Raw genomic sequence first — 24104 nt, forward strand, 5'->3', positions numbered from 1 at the left:
CGCGTGGTCCCCGCGCCTAGGGTGGAGGCATGGACCGTCGGATCTTCGGCATCGAGAACGAGTACGGCGTCACGTGCACGTTCAAGGGCCAGCGCCGCCTGAGCCCCGACGAGGTCGCGCGCTACCTGTTCCGCAAGGTCGTCAGCTGGGGTCGCTCGTCCAACGTCTTCCTCCGCAACGGCGCGCGGCTCTACCTCGACGTCGGCAGCCACCCCGAGTACGCGACGCCGGAGTGCGACGACATCGTCGACCTCGTCACGCACGACAAGGCGGGGGAGCGGATCCTCGAGGGCCTGCTGCTCGACGCGGAGAACCGCCTGCACGAGGAGGGCATCTCGGGCGACATCTACCTGTTCAAGAACAACACCGACTCCGCCGGCAACTCCTACGGCTGCCACGAGAACTACCTGGTCGGCCGGGCGGGGGAGTTCAGCAAGCTCGCCGAGGTGCTGATCCCGTTCCTGGTGACCCGCCAGATCGTCGTCGGCGCGGGGAAGGTCGTGATGACCCCGCGCGGGGCGTCGTACAGCGTGAGCCAGCGTGCGGAGCACATCTGGGAGGGCGTCAGCAGCGCCACCACCCGCAGCCGGCCGATCATCAACACCCGCGACGAGCCGCACGCCGACGCCGAGCGGTTCCGCCGGCTCCACGTGATCGTCGGCGACTCCAACATGAGCGAGACCACCACGATGCTCAAGGTCGCCTCGTGCGACCTGGTCCTGCGGATGATCGAGGACGGCGTCGTGATGCGCGACCTCACCATGGAGAACCCGATCCGCGCCATCCGCGAGATCAGCCACGACCCCACCGGACGCCGCAAGGTGCGCCTGGCCAACGGCCGTGAGGCGAGCGCGCTGGAGATCCAGGCGGAGTACCTGGGCAAGGCGCGCGACTACGTCGACCGCCGGCAGATCTCGACGCCCCTGATCGAGCGGGCGCTCGACCTGTGGGAGCGCGGGCTGAAGGCTGTCGAGTCCGACGACCTCGGTCTGGTGGACCGCGAGATCGACTGGGTCATCAAGCACAAGCTCATCGAGCGCTACCGCGCCAAGCACGGCCTCTCGCTCGGTGACCCGCGCATCGCGCAGCTCGACCTCGCCTACCACGACATCCACCGCGGCCGCGGCCTCTACTACCTCCTCGAGAAGCGCGGCGCCGTCGCCCGCGTGACGACCGACCTCAAGATCTTCGAGGCCAAGAGCGTCCCGCCGCAGAACACCCGCGCCCGCCTGCGCGGCGAGTTCATCCGCAAGGCGCAGGAGCGCCGTCGCGACTTCACCGTCGACTGGGTGCACCTCAAGCTCAACGACCAGGCGCAGCGCACCGTCTTGTGCAAGGACCCGTTCAAGGCCCACGACGAGCGCGTGCAGAGGCTCATCGACGGGATGTAGGGCCCGCTGGATAGGGTGACCCGGCACCATCGTGACCAGCTCGCGATACCTGCTGTGACCTGTTGACGACTTGATGAGGTTGAACCTGTGTCCCGTGTACGTTCCGCTGCGCTCAGCGGTCTCCTCGCCGTCAGCCTGCTCGGCCTCGCGGCCTGCGGCTCCGACTCGAGCGACTCCGAGGAGGCCGGCGCGTCGCTGAGCTCGGTCACGATCACCGGCGACCAGGGCAAGGCACCGAAGGTGACCTTCGACGGCCCCCTCGACGGGTCCAAGACCGAGTCCGAGGTGCTCATCGAGGGCGACGGCGAGGAGGTCGCCTCCGGCGACACCGTCGAGGCCCAGTGGTGGATCGGCAACGGCTTCACCGAGGAGGAGACCCAGAGCACCTGGGGCGAGGACGGCAAGGGCAAGCCGCAGTCCCTCGAGGTCGGCGACGAGGTCCTCCCGTTCCTCACCGACACGATGGTCGGCAAGAAGGTGGGCGACCGCGTCGTGCTGATGACGCCGTCGGACAAGGCGTTCGGCGAGGGCGGCGGTGCCCGCTTCAACATCGGCAACCGCGACGCCGCGCTGATCATCGTCGACATCATGGGTCGCAAGGACACCGTGCCGCCGCTCGACGGCCCGAAGGGCGAGGAGAAGAAGCCCGCGAGCTGGGCGCCCACCCTGATCGAGAAGGACGGCGTCATCACCGGCCTCGACTTCTCCACCGCCCACAAGCCCAGCGGCAAGCTGATCGCCACCACGCTCGTCAGGGGCGACGGTCCGGTGGTGAAGTCGGGGCAGACCCTCACGGTGAACTACCTCGGCCAGGTCTACGACGCCGACAAGCCCTTCGACGAGTCCTACTCCAAGGAGCCCGCGGAGTTCCCGATCGGCGTCGGCAGCGTCATCAAGGGCTGGGACGAGCGGCTCGTCGGTCGCACCGTGGGCTCGCGCGTGATCCTCGAGATCCCGCCGGCCGACGGCTACGGCGAGGAGGGCAACGAGGGCGCCGGGATCAAGGGCACCGACACGCTGTTCTTCGTCGTCGACATCCTCGGCGCGAGCTGACTGCGCGAGCCGGTCCACGAGAAGGGCGGGAGGAGAGGCATGGCGCAGCCACGGGCAGAGCGGCTGATGAACCTGCACATCCTCCTGCTGGGCGCGAAGCGGTTCATCGGCAAGGACGCCATCCGCGACGCCGTCTACCCCGACTACGACCGCGGGCCGGCCGGCGACGAGGCGTTCGAGCGCGCCTTCGAGCGTGACAAGGACGCCCTGCGCCAGATCGGCGCCGTGATCGAGGTCGGCAGCGCGGACGCGTTCTTCGACGACGAGATCGGCTACCGCATCCCCACCGAGCAGACCTCGCTGCCGGAGATCCGCTTCGAGTCCGACGAGGCCGCCGTGCTCGGCCTCGCTGCCCAGGTCTGGCAGCAGGCGACGCTCGCCAAGGCGACCGCCCGGGCGCTGGCCAAGCTCAAGGGCCAGGGCGTCGAGATCGATCCCGCCCGGCTCGAGGTGGTCGCCCCGGCCATCACCGCCGACGAGCCCGCCTTCGAGCCGCTCTGGGACGCCGTCGGCAAGCGCCGCCAGGTCAGCTTCCCCTACCAGCGCGCGAGCCAGACCGAGCCGACGACCCGGCGCGTCCAGCCGTGGGGGCTGGCCCGCTCGTCCGGTCGCTGGTACGTCGTCGGCTTCGACGTCGACCGTGGGGCCGAGCGCGTCTTCCGCCTGTCCCGCATCGTCGGCCCGGTGCGTGCGAGCGGCAAGTCCGGAGCGTACGACGTCCCGGAGGGCACCGACGTACGCGCGGTGGCCCGCCGGCTCGCTCCGTCGTTCCCCTCGGTCCGGGCCGAGCTGAGGGTGCGCCAGGGCACGGCCGTCGCGCTGCGCCGCCGTGCGGAGTCCGTGACGCCGCACGCCGAGGACGGGTGGGACGCCGTGGTCGTCGAGGGCCCCGTGCACGAGATCTCCGACGAGGTGCTGACCCACGGCACGTCCGTCGTCGTCGAGGGTCCGGCGTCACTGCGCGACGAGGTGGTCGCTCGCCTGACCGCCGTGGCCGCGGGAGGCGCGCGTTGACCAGCCAGTCCGCCGACACCGCCCCGGACCAGGTGGCCCGCCTGCTCGCGCTGGTGCCCTACCTGCTCGCGCGTGGCGAGGTGCGCCTCGACGACGCGGCCGCCCACTTCGGCACCGACGCCGACCAGATCGAGCGCGACCTGCGCCTGCTCTTCATGACCGGCGTCTCGCCGGGCCTGCCCGGTGACCTGATCGAGGTGGACCTCGAGGCGCTCGAGGGCGACCGGATCATCCGCGTCGACAACGCCGACTACCTGGCGCGCCCGGTGCGGTTCTCACCCGCGGAGGCGACCTCGCTGGTGGTGGCGCTCCGGACGATGGCCGAGGCCGCACCGGAGGAGGCGCGCGACGTCATCCAGCGCACGCTGACCAAGCTCGAGGAGGCGGCCGGCCAGGACGGCGACGGACTGCTCAAGCTGCACGTCGACCCGACGGCGCTCGAGGCCAGCGCCGTCGTACCCGTGCTGGAGTCGGCGATCGCGCACAGCCACCAGGCCGAGATCGTCTACCACGTGCCGTCGCGCGACGAGGAGTCCCGCCGGGTCGTCGACCCGCGGGGCCTGGCCCGCGTCGAGGACCTGCTCTACCTCGACGCGTGGTGCCACACCGCGCAGGGCGACCGGGCGTTCCGGGTCGACCGCATCGTCGCTGCCACCGAGCTGGACTCGCCGGTCGCCGACCCGGGTGCCCGTGCCCGCGACCTCACCGGCGGCTGGTTCACCGACTCCGAGACCCGGACCGTGACCCTGCGGCTCGCCCCGCCGGCGCGGTGGGTGACCGAGTACTACCAGGTCACCGACCAGCGCCCCGGCCCGGACGGGACGATCGACGTGGACCTCGAGGTGGCCAGCGAACAGTGGGTGCGCTCCCTGTTGTTCCGCCTCGCGCCGCACGCGACCCTGCTCGCCCCCGACGACTACGCCGAGGCGTTCAGGGCCGCCGCGCGGGCAACCCTCCGCCTCTACGAGGGCGACCGCGTAGACTCGTAGGGTCCCTTCCGGGCTCGGCTCACACGAACCTCAACGAAGACGGAGCGTCTCATGATCAACCCGATGATCGGCATGCCGCAGGGTGCGGAGTGGCTGGTGATCCTCGCCATCGTCGTGCTCGTCTTCGGCGCCGCCAAGCTGCCCGAGCTCGCCCGCAGCTCGGGCCAGGCCCTGCGCATCTTCAAGACCGAGACGAAGGACCTGCGCGACGGGGACAAGGCCGACAAGCAGGCCACCGCCGAGCAGCGCGAGATCGAGACGCGCAACGAGGCCACGGGGGCCACCGGTTCGACGGGCGCGACGACCGACCCCGCCACCGGTGAGGTCGTCCACGAGCGGCGCGACGACACCACCGCCTGACCCGGGGTGAAGCTCACCTCCGTCGCCGGCCTGTTCAGGGGCGGCCCCCGACACCCGGTCGGACCCGATGGGCGGATGGCCCTGTCCGACCACTTCCGGGAGTTCCGCGCCCGGCTGCTGCGCTGCCTGCTGGTGTTCGTCGTCGCGTTCGCGATCGCCCTGTTCTTCCGCCACGCTCTGCTCGACGCGGTGTTCGGCCCCTACGAGGACGCCCAGCAGCAGCTGCCCAACGGCACGACCGAGGCGACCACGAGCGGCGCCTCCGCGGGCCTGATGCTGTGGCTCAAGCTGGCCGGGTTCGCGGCCGTCGTGGTCACCGCGCCCTACTGGCTCTACCAGATCTGGGCCTTCGTGCTGCCCGGGCTCTACGCCCAGGAGCGGAAGATGACGCGCATCTTCGTCGCCATCGCCGGACCGTTGTTCCTCATCGGGGTGGCGCTCGGGTACTTCACGCTCCCGATCGCGCTCGAGGTGCTCATCGGCTTCAACCCGAGCGGTGTCACGAACCTGATCGACTTCAGCGACTACCTGCAGTTCTTCACCCGGACGCTGCTGGTGTTCGGGCTCTCCTTCAACATCCCGGTCTTCGTCGTGCTGCTCAACTTCGCCGGGGTCATCAAGGGGCGCCAGCTCGCGGCGTACCGCCCGTGGATCGTGATCGGCACGTTCATCTTCGCCGCCGCCGCCACGCCGTCGACCGACCCCTTCTCGATGTGCCTGATGGCCGTGCCGATGATGCTGCTGTTCTTCGCCTCCGAGGTCATCGCCCGGCTCAACGACCGGCGTCGTGCCAACCGCGCGCCCAACGCCGGACTGGGACCCGACGACCTGTCTCCCATCTGAGCCGCGCTCCGTCGCGCTCTGAGAGGGTGGCTCCATGCAGGCCGCGATCTCCGACATCGATCCGTTCGACCTGCCCGAGTGGCTCGGCACCCGCGACGTCGTGTGGCGCGCCGAGGCCGGCCTGAGCACCGGTCACCACGTGCGCGGGCGCCTCGCGACGGGTGACGACGCTGAGCCCGCCGAGGTCGTGTGCGACCTGCTGGCGGTCGACGAGGCCTACCCGGAGCCCGTGGTCGACGACGCGACCCGGTTGCGGGTGCACCAGGCCTGGCGGCACGGGCAGGTCGTGCTGGGGAGCATCGCCACCGCGGACGGCACGGACCGGATGGTGCTCGCCGTCCCGGGCACGGCATTCAGCCCCGACCTCGTCCTCGACGCCCTCGGCCGGCTCGCCCGGGCCGTCGGTGCACGCGCCGAACGCTACGCCGCGTTGCTGCGCCTGAGCCGGTAGCCGCTGCACGGCGACCCTGCGGGATAGGGTCGCACTCATGCACGACCCGTCAGGACCGGACGGCTCCGTCCGGGGTCGCGAGATCGCCCTGCTCACCAATCCCACGTCCGGCAGGGGACGGGGCGCTCGCCATCGTGACGCCGCCCTGGGCCGGCTCCGGGAGAGCGGGTTCGTGGTGCGCAACCTCCAGGGTCGCGACGGCGACGAGGCCCTCGACCTGGCCCGCGCCTGCGTGGCCGACGGTGTCGAGGCGCTGGTCGTCTGCGGGGGAGACGGGCTGGTGCACCTCGGCGTGCAGGCGGTGGCCGGCACCGGCGTACCGCTCGGCCTGATCCCCAGCGGCACCGGGAACGACGTCGCCCGCTACCTCGGCCTCCCGCGCACCGACCCGGTGGCCGCCGCCGACCGGGTGATCGCCTCGCGGCGCCGCACCATCGACCTCGCGCGCAGCGGCGACCGCTGGTTCGTCACCGTGCTGGCCGCGGGCTTCGACGCGATCGTCAACGAGCGGGCCAACGCGATGACCTGGCCGAAGGGCCAGATGCGCTACAACCTCGCCACGCTCGCCGAGCTGCGCACGTTCCGCCCGCTGCCCTACGTGCTGCAGCTCGACGACGGGGCCGGGGTCCAGACGATCGAGCACGAGGCGATGCTCGTCGCCGTCGGCAACGGCCCGTCGTTCGGCGGCGGCCTCCGGATCACGGAGGGCGCCTTGCTCGACGATGGTTTGCTCGACGTCGTGGTCATCACCCGGATGAGCAAGCCCAAGCTGGTGCGCTCCTACCCCCGCCTCTTCACCGGCAGGATCGACGGCGTCGCGGAGTACGTCCACCGGCGGGTCCGCTCGGTCACCGTCGCGGCGCCCGGCATCGTGTCGTACGCCGACGGCGAGCGCTTCGGCCCGCTGCCCCTCACCGTCACGTGCGACCCCGGCGCACTGGAGGTTCTGGCATGAACGACGAGCTCACGCCGGCCGAGCGCTACGCGGCCTTCCAGCGCGAGAAGCCCTACCCGATGCTCAAGGACTTTGCCGGGCTCCACGGCTTCGAGCTCGACGACTTCCAGCTGCGCGCGTGCCGGGAGATCGAGGACGGTCGCGGGGTGCTGGTGGCCGCACCCACCGGCTCGGGCAAGACGATCGTCGGCGAGTTCGCCATCCACCTGGCCCTGCAGACCGGGCGCAAGGCCTTCTACACGACGCCGATCAAGGCGCTGTCCAACCAGAAGTTCCACGACCTGGTGAAGCGCTACGGCGCGGACAACGTCGGCCTGCTCACGGGCGACAACGTCGTCAACGGCGAGGCGCCTGTGGTCGTGATGACCACCGAGGTGCTGCGCAACATGCTGTACGCCGGCTCGCGCACGCTGCTCGGGCTGGGCTACGTCGTGATGGACGAGGTCCACTACCTCGCCGACCGGATGCGCGGCGCGGTGTGGGAGGAGGTCATCATCCACCTCCCCGAGTCGGTGACGCTGGTGTCGCTGTCGGCCACCGTGTCCAACGCGGAGGAGTTCGGTGAGTGGCTGGCCACCGTGCGCGGCGAGACGACGACGATCCTGGAGGAGAAGCGGCCGGTGCCGCTGTTCCAGCACGTCATGGTGGGGCGCCGCCTGCTCGACCTGTTCGCCTCCTCCGACGTCGACGCGAGTGCGGGGTTCGTCAAGGAGGGCGCCCCGGTCAACGACGAGCTCACCCGGATCGCCCGCGACGACTGGGCCAGCTCGCGGCTGATGCGCGACCGTCGTTCGCCTCGCAAGGGCAAGCCGGGCTCGTCGAAGAACCCGCGTGCCGTCGGCAACGGCCGTCGCGTGTGGATCCCGAGCCGGGTCGAGGTCGTGGAGCGGCTCGACCGCGAGGGCCTGCTCCCGGCGATCGTGTTCATCTTCAGCCGGGCCGGCTGCGACGCGGCGGTCAGCCAGCTCGTCCAGGCCAACACCCGGCTCACCACCGCGGCGGAGCGGGACGAGATCTTCGCCCGCGTCGAGGAGGCGTCCCGGTCGCTGCCCGAGGAGGACCTGCACGTCCTGGGCTACCACGAGTTCCTCGACGGACTCACCCGCGGCATCGCCGCCCACCACGCCGGTCTCCTGCCGGCGTTCAAGCAGGTCGTCGAGGAGCTGTTCCAGGAGGGCCTGGTGAAGGTCGTCTTCGCGACCGAGACCCTCGCCCTCGGCATCAACATGCCGGCCCGCACGGTCGTGATCGAGAAGCTGTCGAAGTGGAACGGCGAGACTCACGCCGACCTGACGCCGGGGGAGTACACCCAGCTGACCGGTCGCGCCGGTCGCCGGGGCCTCGACATCGAGGGCCACGGCGTGGTGCTCTACCAGCCCGGGATGAACCCGCGGGAGGTCGCCGGCCTCGCCTCGACCCGCACCTACCCGTTGCGCTCGTCGTTCCGGCCGTCCTACAACATGGCGGTCAACCTCGTGCACCAGTTCGGCCGCGCCCGCTCGCGCGAGCTGCTGGAGCAGTCCTTCGCCCAGTACCAGGCCGACAAGGCCGTCGTCGGTCTCGCCCGGCAGGTCCACAAGGCGGAGGAGGCGCTCGAGGGCTACAAGGAGGCGGCGCACTGCCACGTCGGCGACTTCATGGAGTACGCCGCCATGCGCCGGAAGATCTCCGACCTCGAGAAGGGCGCGGCGCGCGAGCGCCGGCAGGACCGCCGCGACGAGGCGGTGGCGTCGCTGGGCCGGCTGAGGCCGGGCGACGTGATCAAGGTGCCGGCCGGCAAGTTCAGCGGCCTGGCCGTCGTGATCGACCCGGGGCACTCCGGCGACGAGCCGCGGCCCTACGTCGTGACGGCGGACCGCCAGGCACGACGGCTGGCCCCGATGGACTTCCCCGTCCCGGTCGAGGCGATCGGCCGGATGCGCATCCCGAAGAGCTTCAACGGCCGCAATCCCGCGATGCGGCGCGACCTGGCCACCCAGCTGCGGGCGAAGGCGCGCGACGACGACGGCCGGCCGCAACGCCGTACGGGCAAGCAGGACTCGTTCAGCGACACGCCGACCGATCGGGAGATCGGTCGCCTGCGCGCCGACCTCAAGGCGCACCCGTGCCACCAGTGCCCCGAGCGCGAGGACCACGCGCGCTGGGCCGAGCGCTACTTCAAGCTCGAGCGCGACACCGAGACCCTGAAGCGGCGCGTCGAGACCCGGACGAACACCGTCGCGCGGACCTTCGACCGGGTCTGCGACGTGCTGACCGCGCTCGGCTACCTCGACGGCGACAAGGTGACCGAGCAGGGCGCCCACCTGCGCCGGATCTACACCGACATGGACCTCGTCGCAGCGGAGGCGATCCGTGCGGGCCTGTTCGACGACCTCACCTCCTCCGAGCTGGCGTCCGTGCTGTCCGCGCTGGTGTTCGAGGCACGACGGGCCGACGACGCGTCGTCGCCCAAGATGCCCGGCGGCCAGGTGCGGCCGGTCCTCGGCGAGCTCGTCCGGGTCTGGGGGCAGCTCGACGCCCTCGAGCGGGAGCACAAGCTCGACTTCCTGCGCGAGCCCGACATCGGCTTCGCCTGGGCGGCCTGGCGCTGGGCGGAGGGCGACGACCTCGACGACGTACTGATGGTGACCGGCCTGTCGGCGGGCGACTTCGTGCGCTGGATGAAGCAGCTCCTCGACCTCTGCGGTCAGGTCGCGGACGCTGCGGGCGACAGCCCGCTGCGGACGACCGCCCGCGAGGCGGCGAAGAAGCTCAAGCGGGGCGTGATCGCCTACAGCGTCCTGGCCGAGTGAGAGGGTCGACCCCATGACGGACCGCTTGATGCTGCTCGACACCGCATCGCTCTACTTCCGCGCGTTCTTCGGCGTCCCCGATTCGATGAAGGCCCCCGACGGCACCCCGGTCAACGCCGTGCGCGGGCTGATGGACTTCATCAGCCGGCTGGTGGGGGAGTACGACCCGACGCACCTGGTCTGCTGCTGGGACGACGACTGGCGCCCGCAGTGGCGCGTCGACCTGATCCCGTCCTACAAGGCGCACCGGGTCGTGCAGGCCAAGCCGGGCTCGACGCCCGACGTCGAGGAGGTGCCCGACCCGCTCGAGACCCAGATCCCGATCATCCTGTCGGTGCTCGAGGCCTACGGCATCGCCGTGGTGGGCCATCCCGAGATGGAGGCCGACGACGTCATCGGCACCCTCGCCACCGACGCCGGCATGCCGGTCGACATCGTCACGGGGGACCGCGACCTCTTCCAGCTCGTCGACGACGAGGCCGAGGTGCGCGTGCTCTACGTCGCCCGCGGGGTCAGCAGGCACGAGCGCGTCGACAACGCATGGGTGCGCGACAAGTACAGCGTCGACGCGCGCCAGTACGCCGACCTCGCGACGCTGCGCGGCGACACCTCCGACGGCCTGCCCGGTGTCGCGGGGGTGGGGGACAAGACGGCGGCGACCCTGCTCAACCGCTTCGGCACGATCGACGCCGTCGTCGCCGCCGCCAGCGACCCCGACTCGGACATGGGGCCCGGTCCGCGGGGGAAGATCAAGCAGGCGCTGGACTACCTCGACGTCGCGCCCGAGGTGGTCGCCGTACGCCGCGACCTGGACCTCGGGTCGCCGGACCTCACCCGCCCGCGGACGCCCGCCGACCCCGACGCCGTCGTCGCGCTCGACGAGCGGTGGGGCCTCGGCTCGTCGGCCGTGAGACTGGTGGAGGCGCTCTCCGGCCCCCACTAGTCTGAGGCCCGTGAGCGCACCCGAGGTCGAGTCCAAGGACCGGCAGATCCTCTCGCTGCTGGCGGTCGACGGACGGATGTCCTACACCGATCTCGGCAAGGCGACCGACCTGTCGACCTCGGCGGTGCACCAGCGAGTCAAGCGTCTCGAGCAGCGCGGGCTGATCACCGGCTACGGCGCCACGATCGACCACGACCAGCTGGGTCGACCGCTGACGGCGTTCATCTCGATCACCCCGATCGACCCGTCCCAGCCCGACGACTACCCCGAGCGGCTGCGCGGGATCTCCGAGATCGAGTCGTGCTGGTCGGTGGCGGGCGACGAGTCCTACATCCTCAAGATCCGCGTCGCCACCCCCCGCGACCTCGAGGACCTCCTCGCCCGCATCCGCGGCGTGGCCAGCGTCTCCACGCGTACGACCATCGTCCTCTCGACGGCCTACGAGAACCGCCCGGTCGACTGAGCCGCTCGTTGATGTGGGACTCACCGCTGAAGCGGTGACTCCTGCGCAGCGTGGGCGTTGCAACACCCCAACCGCGACAGAGTTCCCCACCTGGTTCGGCCCGGACGGCGCTCACGCCGCCGTCGGCGCACGGGAGGCAAGGATCGCAAGGATGCGTCGGGCGAGGGCCGACGGATCCGCCAAGTCGGCCCACGTGATGCGGATGCACATCCACCCGGTCGCCCGGACGATGAGTTCCTCGCGGCGCTTCTCGCGCTGGATGTAGTCGGCCAGCGACTCTCCGGGCCGGCGGAATACCTCGTACTTGATCCGACCGTCGAACTCGACGAACAATCGGTGCTTGCGCCAGAGGAAGTCGACGAACCCGAGCAGCTGCGACGTCTCGTCACGCACCTCGACTTGCGGCTCCGGAAGCGGCACGCCCTCGCGGAAGCACAGGAACATGAACCGGCTCTCAGCGACGCTCCCCAGACGAGGATCAGCCAGCCCGATGGCGATGCGGGTGCCGAGGGTGTTGGGCCAGCGCTCGGTCTGCGCCGCGATGCGTCGGACCTCCTCGAGCCTCGTGTGCCCCAGGTTGAGGAACCCGTTGAGGAGGCAGTAGCCGAGCTCCGCGTCTGTCGTCGACAGCAGCTCGACGGCCGTACGGCCTGCCGTCGAGACCGGTACGCCGTGCCGGACGGTGATCTGGTCGAGAGGCAGGCGACCTGCGTGGTGCGTGATGCCTGCCTCGCGTCGTCCGGACACCTCATCCGTACGGGTCAACGAGACGTCGTCGAGGCAAAGACGCCACAGCGGGATCTCCCACTCGGCGGCTGAGGACTGATGTGTGAGAACGCTGCTCGAGTGGGCGGTCCTGAGGACGGCGCGGGCGCGCACCCGGTGCTCGTCGCGCTGACCTTCGATCCGTGACCAGAGGCAGGCATCGACGTAGGCTCCGTAACGGATCCGATGGATGAGCCCGCTCCTCACCGCACGCGCGATGTCACGGTCTGTCCAGCCACTGGCGATGAGCTGTCGCCGGAGCTTGATGTCGTGCAGATCGATCGGGAAGGAGCTGGTCCGCGTCATGGACCCACCGTCGGCCCGCTCGGCGATGCTCGCGCGCCCTCGGGGCGAGTGCCTGTGGACGAGGTCGATCAGCGGCCGCTGTGGACGATTCGTGGCGCAGTTCTTGCCGTCGGAGCGTCCGGTAGGGGAAGTCTTGCGCGGACTAGCCGTTGCAACGCCCAGTCCGCGCAGGAGTCACCGCCCCAGCGGTGACTCCCGCATCCGGACCGGCCTCAGTAGGCCTGGAGGGCGGCGGTACGGCGGGAGGCCTCGGCCATCTCGGCGGCCTTGAGGGAGGCCTCGTCGAGGCGGCCGTGCTGCTCCCACCACTGCTGGCCGGACTCGGGGAGGGTGTGGATCGGGTCGTAGTACTCGTAGTAGCGCGACAGGGCCTCGGCGTCGTCGGCCTCGATGGACGTGCGGTAGTTCTTCGTCCAGTAGGAGATGCCGTGCTCAGTGTCGTAGTCGGCGTTCTGGTGCACCCAGCGCTTGCCGACGAACGGCACGTCGCACACGATGCGCGGCGTCGCGAAGCCCGGCAGGTAGCCCATGATGTGGTGCTGGAGGCGCTGGGCGTCGGCGAGCGAGACCCGCCAGTGCTCCGAGAACGGGATCATGTCGCACATGTAGAAGTAGTAGGGCATGATCTGCGCGCCGTCGAGGAGGCGGAAGCACAGGTCGAGGAGGGTGTGCGGGTCGGCGTTCACGCCGTTGAGCAGCACCCCCTGGTTGCGTACGTCGCGCAGGCCGGCGTCGAGCATCGCCCGGGCCGCCTCGGCGACGACCGGCGTCACCGAGTTCGCGTGGTTCGCGTGGGTGTGCATCGCGAGCGAGACGCCCCGCGAGCGGGCGACGGCGGCCACGCGGGCCACGCCCTCGACCACGTCGGGCTGCAGCCAGTGCTGCGGCAGGCCGATCAGCGCCTTGGTGGCCAGGCGGATGTCGCGGATGTTCTCGACCTCGAGGACCGACATGAGGAACGCCTCCAGGCGGGGCCACGGCATGTTGGCCACGTCGCCACCCGAGACCACCACGTCGCGGACCGACGGGGTGCGCTGGAGGTAGGCGATCATGTCGCCGAGCCGGTCGTTGGGCTTGCCGGCGAACTTCAGCTTCTCGATGACCGGGGTCGAGTTGCCGACCAGGTCCATGCGGGTGCAGTGGCCGCAGTACTGCGGGCAGGTCGGCAGCAGCTCGGCGAGCACCTTGGTGGGGTAGCGGTGGGTCAGCCCCTCGGTGGCCCACATGTCGTGCTCGTGGAGGGAGTCGCGCGCGGCGTGCGGGTGCGACGGCCAGTCGGTGCGACGGTCGCTGAAGACCGGCAGCATGTAGTGGCGCACGGGGTCGGCGTAGAACGCCTCCGTCAGCGAGCCGGGGCCGGCGGGGGAGAGGTGCGGCACCATCGTGTTCATCATCTGCGGCGGCACGAGCATGGACATGGTCGCCCGCTCGGCCTGGTCCCGCTCGAGGTCGGCGTAGAAGCGCTCGTCGAGCAGGTCGCCCATCAGCTCGCGCAGCTGCCTGACGTTCTTGACGCAGTGGGCGCGCTGCCACTGCACGGAGGCCCAGTCCTCGGCGGTGACGTCGGCCCAGCCCGGGAAGCGCGTCCAGTCGGGCTCGACGAGCTCGACCCGCTGGTAGGGGTAGGGCTGTCCGGTGGCGAGGGCGCCGTCCAGCTGGGTGGCGGTCTCGATGCTCATGGGCTCTCCTTGCAGGCATGACGGCGCGCCGGTTGTGTGTGCGGCGACACATCTGGGAGAGTACGCGGAGAACCTGCGGCGAGTCCAATGCCACGCCGCAAGATTTGCGGCTTTGCCCGCGTGAGCAAGAAGGATGACCTGCATGACCTCCCCCTCGGACATCCAGACGGACCGCCGGACCGGTGACCCCACCGGCCTGCACCGCGTCCTCGACGACGCCGCGGTCCTCCCGCAGGCCGCGCGGCGCCTCGACACCCGCGCCGAGCTGTGGCCCGACGAGGTCCGGGTCCGCGTCGAGCGGCTCAACCTCGACGCCGCGTCGTTCCGCCAGCTCGAGCGCGCGCACACCACCTACGGCGAGACCGACGGTGACGCCGTGCGCGCCGAGGTCCTCGACATCGTGGCCACCCGCGGCAAGATGCAGAACCCCGAGACCGGCTCCGGCGGCATGCTCGTCGGCACGGTCGAGGAGGTCGGTCCGGAGTCGCCCCTCGGCCTGCGGGTCGGTGACAAGGTCGCCACGCTCGTCAGCCTGACGCTCACCCCGCTCGTGATCGAGGACGGACTCGCCGCCTGGGACGGCCGCAGCGAGCAGGTCCCGTGCGACGGCTACGCCGTGCTCTTCGGCCGCTCCATCGCCGCCGTCATCCCCGACGACCTCGACCCCGCGCTCTCGCTGAGCGTGATGGACGTGTGCGGCGCACCGGCGCTCACCGCGCGCGTCGTGGGGGAGTACGTCGACCGGGGCAAGGCCCCGGTGGTCGTGGTCGTCGGCGGAGCGGGCAAGTCCGGCTCCCTCAGCCTGGCCGCCGCGCGCCAGGCGGGCGCGGCCCGCACCATCGGCGTCGTACCGCACGCAGGTGAGCACGAGCTGCTCACGGGGGCTGGCATCGCCGACGTCGTCACGATCGCCGACGCCCGTGACCCGATCGCGCTGCGCGACGCCGTCACCGAGGCAGGTGGCCCGGCCGACGTCACCGTCGTGTGCGTCGACGTCCCCGGCTGCGAGGGCGGCGCGATCCTCGCGACGGCGGAGGGCGGCACGGTCGTCTTCTTCTCGATGGCCACGAGCTTCAGCGCTGCCGCGCTCGGCGCCGAGGGGCTGGCCGCGGACGTGCGGATGCTCGTCGGCAACGGCTACGTCCCCGGCCACGCGGCCCACGCCATGGAGCTCCTCCGCGGCGACGCCGGGGTCCGAGGCCTGTTCGAGCGGAGGCTCTGATGGCCCTGACGAGGAACAAGCAGAGCCAGCTCGGCATCGACTCCGCCGACGTACGCCGGGCGCGCACCCTCGCCCGCCAGGTCGGCAAGCCGATCGTCGACCTCGCCACGCAGCACACGACGGTGAGCGTCGAGCGGGCGACCCTGCGTCTGGCCGGCCTCGGTGGCGCGGACCCCGACGGCACGCCGTGGGTCAACCGCCTCGCGGACGCCGTACGCGCCGACGTGGGGCTCGAGCACGGCGTCAGCCTCCCGGTCTGGGACGCGCTCCTGCGCGGCGAGGGCGACGACCTGCTGACCCTGGCCCAGAAGGCCGCCGCCGGCTCGGTCACGTTCCGCCTGCCCGAGGGCAAGGACGCGACGCGAGCCCGGACGGCCTCCCGCAAGGCGGTCGCCGCCGGGATCAAGCAGATCGACCGTCAGCGCGCGGCCCGCGAGAAGATGATCGCGAAGGTGGGCGACGCCCCGAGCAAGCCGTGGATCTACCTCATCGTCGCCACGGGCGACATCCACGAGGACATCCCGCAGGCCCAGGCCGCGGCGCGCGAGGGCGCCGACGTCATCGCGGTGATCCGCTCGACCGGGCAGTCGCTGCTCGACTTCGTCCCCGAGGGCGCGACGCGCGAGGGCTTCGCCGGCACCTACGCCACCCAGGAGAACTTCCGCCTGATGCGGGCCGCCCTCGACGAGACGTCGAAGGAGCTCGGCCGCTACGTCCGGCTCACCAACTACGCCTCCGGCCTCTGCATGCCGGAGATCGCGACGCTGGCCGGCCTCGAGCGGCTCGACATGATGCTCAACGACTCGATGTACGGCATCCTCTTCCGCGACATCAACCCGATCCGTACCTTCGTCGACCAGCGCTTCAGCCGCCAGATCCACGCGCGCGCCGGCATCATCATCAACACCGGTGAGGACAACTACCTCACCACCGCCGACGCCGTCGAGGCCGCGCACACGGTGACGACCAGCCAGCTGCTCAACGAGTACTTCGCCAAGGAGGCCGGGCTCGAGGACTGGCAGCTCGGCCTGGGCCACGCCTTCGAGATCGACCCGGAGGTGCCGGACTCGTTCCGCCTCGAGCTCGCCCACGCGATGCTCGCGCGCGAGCTGTTCCCCGACGCGCCGCTGAAGTGGATGCCGCCGACGCGCCACATGACCGGCGACATCTTCAAGGGCTACCTCCTCGACGGGTTCTTCAACCTCGTCGGCGCCATGACCGGCCAGGGGATCCTGCTGGTCGGGATGATGACCGAGGCCGTCGTGACGCCGTGGATCTCCGACCGCGACCTGGCCCTGCAGAACGTCCGCTACGTGATGAACGCCGCCGGCAACCTGCACGAGGACTTCCACCCGTCGCCCGACGGGTTCATCGCCACCCGGGCCCGTGAGGTGCTCGGCCTGGCGGTCGGGCTGATGGAGGAGATCAAGGCCGACCGCAGCGTCCCGGGGCAGCCGCCGCTGTTGTCCGCGATCGCCGACGGCACCTTCGGCCTGATGAAGCGCCCCGCCGACAAGGGCCGCGGCCTGGACGGCGTCGCGAGGAAGTCGGCCGACTACTACAACCCCGCGACCAAGATCCTGGAGTCCCCGTTGGTCGACGAGCGAGCGCTGCGAGTGTCTCGAGACCGAGGAGCGAAGCGATGAGCCTGATCAGGCCCTACGGCGACACGACCGGCGACGGCATGGTGCAGCTGTCCTTCACGCTGCCGATCGCCCACTCCAAGGTGGCGGAGGGCGCCGCGGTGCAGCTCGCCAACAAGATGGGCATGGACCCCGCACTCGTCGTGCACTCCAAGGCGATGGGGGAGGGCTTCACCTTCTTCGTCGTCTACGGCCGGGTCAACCACCTCGTCGACCCCAGCACGGTCGAGGTCGTCGAGCGCGACTACCCGCTCCTCACGCCGAAGGAGGCCAACGCCGCCATCAAGCGCTCGCTGCGCCGGCGCCTGGTCGTCGTGGGCGGCTGCATCGGCACCGACGCGCACACCGTGGGGATCGACGCGATCCTCAACATCAAGGGCTTCGCCGGCGAGAAGGGCCTGGAGTACTACCGCGAGCTCAAGGTGGTCAACCTCGGCGCCCAGGTCTCCGTGCCGCAGCTCGTCGAGGCCGCCCGCGAGGAGAAGGCGGACGCCGTCCTCGTCTCCCAGGTCGTCACCCAGCGCGACGCCCACCTGCTCAACACCCGCGAGATGTCCGCCGCGTTCCGCGAGGCCTACCCGGCGGCCAAGCGGCCGCTGCTCGTCGTCGGCGGGCCCCGCTTCGACGAGACCATGGCGGGCGAGCTCGGCGTCGACCGCGTCTTCACCCGCGGTACGACGCCCGGCGAGGTCGCGTCCTACATCGTCCACCGACTCACGAACAGGACCGCCTCATGAGCGACGGCTCCAGCACGTCTCGCGTCGGCACCGTGGTGACCCACCGCCGCTACGTCCCCTACTCGCACGCCCACTACGCCGGCAACCTCGTGGACGGCGCCTACAGCCTCGGCCTCTTCGGCGACGTGGCGACCGAGATGTGCATCGTCCTCGACGGCGACGAGGGGCTGTTCGCGTCCTACTCCGACGTCCAGTTCAAGGCCCCCGTCCGGGCCGGCGACGTCCTCGAGATCACTGCCACCCTGGTCCGGGAGGGCACCCGGAGCCGGGTGATGGACTTCGCGGTGCGCGTGGTCGGGCGCGGTGCTCCGACCGAGGCCGCACCCGGCGCCGCCGAGGTGCTCGACCCGCCGGTGGTCGCCACGACCGCGACGGGAACGGTCGTCGTACCCCCCAGGCCCTGATCCCATACGCCACACCGTCGGCGTGTCCTCGGCGACACGCCGATGTCCGCGGAATTTGAACGAGAAAAGTGGCCCCGACTCGCGGCGCTGTGACCTGCGATTACGCACATCGTCGCAGGTCAGGAGCGTGTTGACACTGTCGCCGTGCGGAGAGAGGGTTCCGGGGTCCGCCTGTGCAGCTCGTGGGTGGCGCCTTCGACAGTGGGAGGTCAGACGTGGGGTACGCCGAGCCAGCGATGCCCTCCGTCCGACGTCGGGTCGAGCGCGCCCCGCGGGAGCCGGATGCGGGAGGAGCCACGCGGCCGTAGACAACTTCGCGTCATCACCAGCCAGGTGGTCGCGCGTCGGTCCGAAGCCGCGGCGCTCCTCCCGCACCCTGCAGGTCCGGGGCAGGAGGCCCGGTCGGCTACGGTCTGGGTCGTGCCGCTCCGCTGCCTCGTCGCCCTCGTCGGCGGCTTCGTGCTGGCGGCGGCCTTCGAGCCCGTCGGGTTCGCGTGGCTGATGCCCCCGGCGATGGCCGCCCTCGTCCTCGCGGTGCGCGGCCTCCGCCCGAGCCGCGCCTGGTTCCCCACGCTCCTCTTCGGCATCGCCTTCACCTACGCCGTGATGGTGTGGATGCGCTCGGTCGGGACCGACGCATGGATCGCGATGTGCGCCCTCGAGGCATCGTTCTTCGTGCCGCTCGGGGTCGGCCTGGCCTGGGCGATGCGGTTGCGCGCGTGGCCGCTCTGGACGGCGGTGTGGTTCGTCGGCATCGAGGTGTGGCGCAGCGGCTTCCCCTTCAGCGGCATGCCGTTCGGCCGCCTCGCCTTCGCCACTGCGGACACCCCGTGGGCGCAGGCCCTGCCGTGGATCGGCGTCACGGGCGTGAGCCTGCTCGTCGCCCTCACCGGTACGTCGCTGGCCTGGGTGGTGCTGCACCTGCGCGCTGCTCGGCGGCAGGCCGTGCTGGTCGTGGCCGGGCTCGCCGCCGTCACGGTCGCGCCGGCGCTCGTGCCCTTCCCGGTCACCGAGACCGGCACGACGACCGTGGCTGCCGTCCAGGGCGACGTGCCGGGCGACGGCCTCGACGTGGTCGCGCACCACCGCGAGGTGACGGCCAACCACGTCCGCCTCACCGAGGAGCTGGCCGACGCGGTGGCGGCGGGGGACGAGCGCCGACCGGACCTCGTGGTCTGGCCCGAGAACTCGACGGCCGTCGACCCCTTCCTCGACGAGGGCGTGCACGCCGGCATCATCGCCGCGTCCGACGCGATCGGCGTGCCGATCATCGTCGGCGGGGTCTCGGGCGACCCGCTCGACGAGACCCGCGTCCTCAACCAGGGCATCGTCTACAACCCGGGAGTGGGCGGTGGCGACCGCTACACCAAGCTCCACCCGGTGCCTTACGGCGAGTACATCCCGTTCCGCGGCAGCCTCATCCCGGCGACCTACGGCAAGCTCACGATGGTGCCGCGCGACATGGTCCGCGGCACCAGCCTCGAGCCGATCCGGGTGGGGGACCTCCTCGTCGCCGACGCGATCTGCTTCGACGTGGCGTACGACGACGGCATCGGCGGGCAGGTCGCGCGCGGCGCGGAGCTGGTCACGGTGCAGACCAGCAACGCGATGTTCAGCCGGACGGGCCAGCTCGCGCAGCAGTTCGAGATCAGCCGGCTGCGCGCGCTGGAGACGGGTCGCTGGGTGGTGGTGGCGGCCGTCAACGGCATCTCCGGCGTCGTACGCCCGGACGGGGACGTGGTCGCCTCGGTCCCCGCCCGCGGCCAGGAGGTGCTGGTCGAGACCGTCGGGCTGAGCACGACGATCACACCGGCGGTGCGGCTCGGTGTCTGGCCCTCACGCGCCGTGCTGGCGTTCCTCGTCCTCCACACGGTCGCCGTGCTCATCACCTATCGTCGTCGCCGACGGGGCGACCGCGCCGTCGGTGCCGGTAGCAGACCTGACCATGGGCGGGGTGGAGCAGCGTGAGCGTCGAGGGCCTCGGCCGTGTGGTGATGGTGATCCCGACCTACAACGAGTCGGACAACCTCGAGTGGATCGTCGGCCGCCTCCGCAAGGCGCAGCCGGGCGTCGACGTGATGATCGTGGACGACAACAGCCCCGACGGCACCGGCGACATCGCCGACCGGATGGCAGCCGACGACCCGGCGGTGTCGGTGGTGCACCGCACCGAGAAGGCCGGTCTCGGCGCCGCGTACCTCCACGGCTTCGACGTCGCCCTGCAGGCCGGTTACGACGTGATCGGCGAGATGGACGCCGACGGCTCCCACCAGCCCGAGCAGCTGCACCGCCTCCTCGACGCGCTGCGCACCGCCGACCTGGTGATCGGCTCGCGCTACGTCCCCGGCGGCTCGGTCGTGAACTGGCCGCTGCAGCGGCTCGCGCTCTCGCGCGGCGGCAACCTCTACGTCCGCCTGCTGCTCGGCATCAGGGTCAAGGACGCCACGGCCGGCTTCCGCGTCTTCCGGCGCGCCACGCTCGAGGCGATCGACCTTGCCTCGGTGCTGTCTACTGGATACGTGTTCCAGACCGACCTCGCCTACCGCACGGTGACCCGCGGGCTGACCGTCCGCGAGGTCCCGATCGAATTCATCGAGCGAGTGCGCGGCGACTCCAAGATGAGTGGGCAGGTGGCGAGCGAGTCCCTCAAGCTGATCACCCGCTGGGGCCTGTCGGAGCGGCGCGCGCAGCTCCGCAGGCGTTGGGCACGGTCGTGAGCCACCCCGCGGGACCCGGGCGGGGGATGGGCCGTACGCCGACGCGCCGGCGCGCGTGGGTGCGCCCGGCGCTCGTGGTCGCCTTCGTGGTGGTGCCGCTGGTCGAGATCTGGGCGATCCTCCAGGTCGGCCGGCTCGTCGGGCCGTGGTGGACGATCGCGCTGCTCGTCCTCGACTCGATGATCGGGGCGTGGCTGATCAAGCGCGAGGGCGGTCGTGCGTGGCGCGCGCTGCGCGAGGCGCTCCAGCAGGGACGGATGCCGGCGAAGGAGATCGCCGACGGAGCGCTCATCCTGATCGCAGGGACGCTGATGCTGAGCCCCGGGTTCGTCCTCGACGTCGTCGGGCTCCTGCTGCTGCTGCCGTTCACGCGTCCCGTAGCGCGCCGGCTGCTCACCACCGCGGTCGAGCGGCGGCTCGTCGTGGGGCCGGCGTTCGGAGCCTTCGGCGGAGCGTTCGGCGGGCCGTTCGGGCCGGGAAATGACAGACGCCCCGGAGCCGGGCCTGATGGCCCGGTCGTCCGGGGCGACGTGGTCGACTGAGACGAGCCCAGCCTGCCTCAGCTGACCCGCTTCTTGCGGTTCGCCCGGTGCAGGTGTGCCGGACCGATCTCGCCGCCTCGCAGCAGCTCGAGGCGCTCCTTGAGGATGTCCTCGAGCTCCTTCTCCGAGCGGCGCTCCAGGAGCATGTCCCAGTGCGTACGGGCCGGCTTCTCGACCTTGGCCTCCGGCTCGATACCGGCCGTGCTGAGTGCCTCCGCCCCACAACGGGGGCACTCCCACACCGCCGGGATGTCGGCCTCGACCGACATCGTCACCTCGAAATCGTGTCCCTGCTTGCAGTGATAGCCGACCTGCTGACGAGCAGCGAACTCGATGCCGCGCTCGTCCTCAAAGCTCTGGCCACCGAGCCTCGCGCCACGCAGTGTGCGCTCCGCCACCGTGCCCACCTCCAAATGGGTTTGCTGACCCCGTTGCTTGTGTTCGGGTTGTCCATGAGACGGGCGAACTCGTGGTCCGTGACGCCGTAGGTGTCGGCGCGGCCCGCCTCCGTGATCTTTCAACCGTAGCGAAGGTCCCCGAATTCCGGGATTCGATGAGCATGGATCGGGCGCTCACGCGAGGACAACTGCACCCCTAGGGGTGCAGTGACCCACGGTCACGGGCCGCCGGCGCCGTGACCGGGATCACACCGGTCAGATGACTCGGGGGACGTCGTTCCCGGCTTCGCGGATGCCCCGCGCGGTGTCGACGCGGAGCAGCAGGGCGCCGCCCAGGACGAAGAACGCGATCAGCGCGAAGATCGCCGGGCGGTAGGAGTCGGTGAGCTGGTAGACGAGGCCGAAGACGAGGGTGCCGAACCACGACGTGCCGCGGTCCATCGCGTGGTAGAAGCTGAAGTACTCGGCCTCCTTGCCGCGGGGGATCAGCAGCGAGAAGTAGGACCTGGCCAGTGCTTGGGTGCCGCCCAGGACGATGCCGATCGCGACGCCGAGGACCAGGAAGGGGATCAGTCCCTTCTCCGGCAGGAAGAGCGCGGCGGTCACGATGAGCATCCAGATGACCAGGCCGCCGAGGATCGTGTGCTTGGCGCCGAAGCGCTTGGCGAGCCGCCCGAAGACCAGTGCGCCGCCGAACGCGACGAACTGGACGAGCAGGATCGTGCCGATGAGGACCGACTGGCCGAACCCCAGCTCCTCGGAGCCGTAGGTCGACGCCGACGCGATGACGGTCTGGATGCCGTCGTTGAAGAACAGGTAGGCGACGAGGAAGTTGAGGGCGACGGGGTACCTCGGGAGCTCACGCAGCGTCTTGGCCAGCTGGCCGAAGCTCTCGGCGAAGATCCCCTGGTTGCCGCCGTCCTTCTCGGCGAGCGGGATCGGCTCGTGGTCGTTGAGCCGGAGGTAGGGGATCAGCGTGAAGGCCGCCCACCAGATGCACGCCGACAGCATGCTGATCCGGGCGGCCTCGCCGGTGCTGAGCCCGAACGGCAGGATGGTGACGACGGCGAGGTTCACCGCGAGCAGGAGTCCGCCGCCGAGGTAGCCCCAGGCCCAGCCCCGCGAGGACACCCGGTCGCGGTTCTCCTCGTCGGAGATGAGCGGCAGGATCGAGTCGTTCACGACGAGCGAGGCGCCGAGGAAGATGTTGGCGAGGAAGAAGCCGACGGCTCCGACCTGCCAGTTCTCGCCGGTCGCGAAGAAGATCAGGGACCCGGAGGCCGCACCGAGCCAGGCGAAGACCGCCAGCATGCGCTTCTTGTTGGCCGTCCGGTCGGCGACCGGACCCATCAGCGGCAGCACGATCGCGGAGATGATGGTGGAGATCGTGACCAGGTAGGACGGCAGCGAGCCCGGGGCGACCGAGATGCCGAGGAGCGAGATGCGGTTGTCGACCGCCGCTTCCTTGGCGATCGCGATGATGTAGGGCGCGAACAGGACGGTGCTGACCGTGGTGACGTAGGCGCTGTTGGCCCAGTCGTACCAGTACCAGGCCTTCTGCTCCCGGGCCTGCTCGAGCGGCTTGAGGTTCGCGATGCCGTCCGTCGCGCTCATGCTTCGTCACCTTCCCGGCCGCCGTCGGCGCCGTGCCACTGTCCGCGGGCGCGGAGCACGTCCCTGAGTATGTCCGTGCGATCGGTCATGATGCCGTCGACACCACGGTCGAGGAGGGTGTTCATCTCGATCGGGTCGTCGATGGTCCAGACGTGCACGTGGACACCGGCCTCGTGCGCACGTCGTACGAGTCCCGGGGTGACCACCACCAGCCGACCCTGGCGGTGCGGCACCTGCAGGGCGACCGGACCGCGCCGCGTGAGCCAGCGCGCCAGGCGGCCGCTGGGCGAGAGCACGAACACCGCCACCTCGAGCGGGTGGGCGGACGTGGCCACCCGGCCGGCCGTACGACGTCGGAAGGCGCGCATCCGTGATGCGGAGAAGGAGCCGACGAGCACCCGGTCCCACGCCCGGCGGTCGTCGAGGAAGTCGGCCAGCGCGTCCACCGCGCCCTCGGACTTGAGGTCGATGTTGAAGCGCGCGTCCGGGAACGCGTCGAACAGCTCGGCCAGCGTGGGGACCGGCTCGCGACCACCGATCGTGGCCTGCTGCACCTCCGCGTAGGACGTCTCGGCGATGCTGCCGGTGCGGTCGGTGACGCGGTCGAGGACGGTGTCGTGGAAGGCGAGCAGCACGCCGTCGCTGGTGACGTGGACGTCGGTCTCGAGGTAGGTGTAGCCGAGGTCCACGGCGTGCCGGAAGGCCGCCAGCGTGTTCTCCAGGCCCTCGATCTCCGGGTGGTAGGCGCCGCCGCGGTGGGCGAAGGCGAGGGGGAGCGGGGAGTCGAGGTAGCCCGGGGAGTCCACGCGAGAAGTATGGGGCT

23 protein-coding genes are annotated in these 24104 nt (G+C 70.9%); 18 read left to right on the top strand and 5 right to left on the bottom strand.

Translation table 11 applies throughout. The features are described from left to right. Window positions 1-29: 29 nt before the first annotated feature. From pafA to L2K70_RS08860, 11 genes are all read left to right on the top strand, one after another. The gene (gene pafA, locus L2K70_RS08810) at window positions 30-1391 is read left to right on the top strand and encodes a Pup--protein ligase (RefSeq protein WP_236401382.1); all 1362 of its coding nucleotides are present in this window, start codon (window positions 30-32) and stop codon (window positions 1389-1391) included. 87 nt (window positions 1392-1478) lie between these two features. Then, the gene (locus L2K70_RS21625) at window positions 1479-2444 is read left to right on the top strand and encodes an FKBP-type peptidyl-prolyl cis-trans isomerase (protein WP_236401384.1); all 966 of its coding nucleotides are present in this window, start codon (window positions 1479-1481) and stop codon (window positions 2442-2444) included. 39 nt (window positions 2445-2483) lie between these two features. Further along, on the top strand, window positions 2484-3458 hold the full coding sequence (locus L2K70_RS08820) for a helix-turn-helix transcriptional regulator (protein WP_236401386.1): 975 nt from the start codon (window positions 2484-2486) through the stop codon (window positions 3456-3458). Next, a complete protein-coding gene (locus tag L2K70_RS08825; RefSeq protein WP_236401388.1) occupies window positions 3455-4447 on the top strand; it encodes a helix-turn-helix transcriptional regulator in 993 nt (330 codons plus the stop codon). The genes L2K70_RS08820 and L2K70_RS08825 overlap by 4 nt, the downstream gene beginning before the upstream one ends. A 51-nt stretch (window positions 4448-4498) precedes the next feature. Beyond that, entirely contained in the window at window positions 4499-4807 is a 309-nt protein-coding gene (gene tatA, locus L2K70_RS08830; protein WP_236401390.1) for a twin-arginine translocase TatA/TatE family subunit, read from the top strand. A 75-nt stretch (window positions 4808-4882) separates the two neighbouring features. Next, the gene (gene tatC, locus L2K70_RS08835; protein WP_236401392.1) at window positions 4883-5650 is read left to right on the top strand and encodes a twin-arginine translocase subunit TatC; all 768 of its coding nucleotides are present in this window, start codon (window positions 4883-4885) and stop codon (window positions 5648-5650) included. A gap of 34 nt (window positions 5651-5684) precedes the next feature. Beyond that, on the top strand, window positions 5685-6101 hold the full coding sequence (locus L2K70_RS08840) for a hypothetical protein (RefSeq protein ID WP_236401393.1): 417 nt from the start codon (window positions 5685-5687) through the stop codon (window positions 6099-6101). Between the two features lie 37 nt (window positions 6102-6138). Beyond that, entirely contained in the window at window positions 6139-7056 is a 918-nt protein-coding gene (locus tag L2K70_RS08845; protein ID WP_236401395.1) for a diacylglycerol kinase family protein, read from the top strand. Beyond that, window positions 7053-9848: a DEAD/DEAH box helicase gene (locus tag L2K70_RS08850; protein WP_236401397.1), complete on the top strand. Its 2796-nt coding sequence runs from the start codon at window positions 7053-7055 to the stop codon at window positions 9846-9848. The genes L2K70_RS08845 and L2K70_RS08850 overlap by 4 nt, the downstream gene beginning before the upstream one ends. A gap of 13 nt (window positions 9849-9861) precedes the next feature. Beyond that, window positions 9862-10791: a 5'-3' exonuclease gene (locus L2K70_RS08855; RefSeq protein ID WP_236401399.1), complete on the top strand. Its 930-nt coding sequence runs from the start codon at window positions 9862-9864 to the stop codon at window positions 10789-10791. 10 nt (window positions 10792-10801) lie between these two features. Further along, window positions 10802-11254: an Lrp/AsnC family transcriptional regulator gene (locus L2K70_RS08860; protein WP_308195767.1), complete on the top strand. Its 453-nt coding sequence runs from the start codon at window positions 10802-10804 to the stop codon at window positions 11252-11254. Between the two features lie 111 nt (window positions 11255-11365). Here the strand turns inward: L2K70_RS08860 and L2K70_RS08865 are convergent, their stop codons facing one another. Together L2K70_RS08865 and L2K70_RS08870 are read right to left on the bottom strand one after the other, a co-directional pair. Then, the gene (locus L2K70_RS08865; protein WP_236401401.1) at window positions 11366-12325 is read right to left on the bottom strand and encodes a type IV toxin-antitoxin system AbiEi family antitoxin domain-containing protein; all 960 of its coding nucleotides are present in this window, start codon (window positions 12323-12325) and stop codon (window positions 11366-11368) included. A 212-nt stretch (window positions 12326-12537) separates the two neighbouring features. Further along, the gene (locus tag L2K70_RS08870; protein WP_236401403.1) at window positions 12538-14004 is read right to left on the bottom strand and encodes a KamA family radical SAM protein; all 1467 of its coding nucleotides are present in this window, start codon (window positions 14002-14004) and stop codon (window positions 12538-12540) included. Window positions 14005-14146: 142 nt separating this feature from the next. On the opposite strand from L2K70_RS08870, the gene kdd reads away from it, so the two are divergent. The 7 genes from kdd (at window position 14147) to L2K70_RS08905 (ending at window position 21269) form a co-directional block, all read left to right on the top strand. Beyond that, entirely contained in the window at window positions 14147-15226 is a 1080-nt protein-coding gene (gene kdd / locus L2K70_RS08875) for an L-erythro-3,5-diaminohexanoate dehydrogenase (RefSeq protein ID WP_236401404.1), read from the top strand. Then, complete coding sequence (kamD, locus tag L2K70_RS08880; RefSeq protein WP_236401406.1) at window positions 15226-16872, top strand: lysine 5,6-aminomutase subunit alpha; 1647 nt, start codon at window positions 15226-15228, stop codon at window positions 16870-16872. Before kdd ends, kamD begins: the two co-directional genes overlap by 1 nt. Next, complete coding sequence (gene kamE / locus L2K70_RS08885) at window positions 16869-17606, top strand: lysine 5,6-aminomutase subunit beta (protein ID WP_236401409.1); 738 nt, start codon at window positions 16869-16871, stop codon at window positions 17604-17606. Before kamD ends, kamE begins: the two co-directional genes overlap by 4 nt. Then, window positions 17603-18010, top strand: coding sequence for a 3-aminobutyryl-CoA ammonia lyase (gene kal, locus L2K70_RS08890; protein WP_236401411.1), 408 nt, complete (start codon window positions 17603-17605; stop codon window positions 18008-18010). The genes kamE and kal overlap by 4 nt, the downstream gene beginning before the upstream one ends. 420 nt (window positions 18011-18430) lie before the next feature. Then, window positions 18431-19978, top strand: a complete 1548-nt coding sequence (gene lnt / locus L2K70_RS08895; RefSeq protein ID WP_236401413.1) for an apolipoprotein N-acyltransferase — start codon at window positions 18431-18433, stop codon at window positions 19976-19978. Between the two features lie 26 nt (window positions 19979-20004). After that, window positions 20005-20727: a polyprenol monophosphomannose synthase gene (locus tag L2K70_RS08900; RefSeq protein WP_236401561.1), complete on the top strand. Its 723-nt coding sequence runs from the start codon at window positions 20005-20007 to the stop codon at window positions 20725-20727. Then, complete coding sequence (locus L2K70_RS08905) at window positions 20724-21269, top strand: FxsA family protein (protein WP_236401415.1); 546 nt, start codon at window positions 20724-20726, stop codon at window positions 21267-21269. Before L2K70_RS08900 ends, L2K70_RS08905 begins: the two co-directional genes overlap by 4 nt. 17 nt (window positions 21270-21286) lie before the next feature. Here the strand turns inward: L2K70_RS08905 and L2K70_RS08910 are convergent, their stop codons facing one another. From L2K70_RS08910 to L2K70_RS08920, 3 genes are all read right to left on the bottom strand, one after another. Next, window positions 21287-21667: an RNA polymerase-binding protein RbpA gene (locus tag L2K70_RS08910; protein ID WP_236401417.1), complete on the bottom strand. Its 381-nt coding sequence runs from the start codon at window positions 21665-21667 to the stop codon at window positions 21287-21289. 255 nt (window positions 21668-21922) lie between these two features. Then, a complete protein-coding gene (locus L2K70_RS08915; protein WP_236401419.1) occupies window positions 21923-23281 on the bottom strand; it encodes an MFS transporter in 1359 nt (452 codons plus the stop codon). Further along, on the bottom strand, window positions 23278-24087 hold the full coding sequence (locus L2K70_RS08920) for a glycerophosphodiester phosphodiesterase family protein (protein ID WP_236401421.1): 810 nt from the start codon (window positions 24085-24087) through the stop codon (window positions 23278-23280). Before L2K70_RS08920 ends, L2K70_RS08915 begins: the two co-directional genes overlap by 4 nt. Window positions 24088-24104 lie beyond the last annotated feature (17 nt).

The sequence above is a fragment of the Nocardioides potassii genome, from assembly GCF_021648885.1.
Lineage (GTDB): Bacteria > Actinomycetota > Actinomycetes > Propionibacteriales > Nocardioidaceae > Nocardioides > Nocardioides potassii.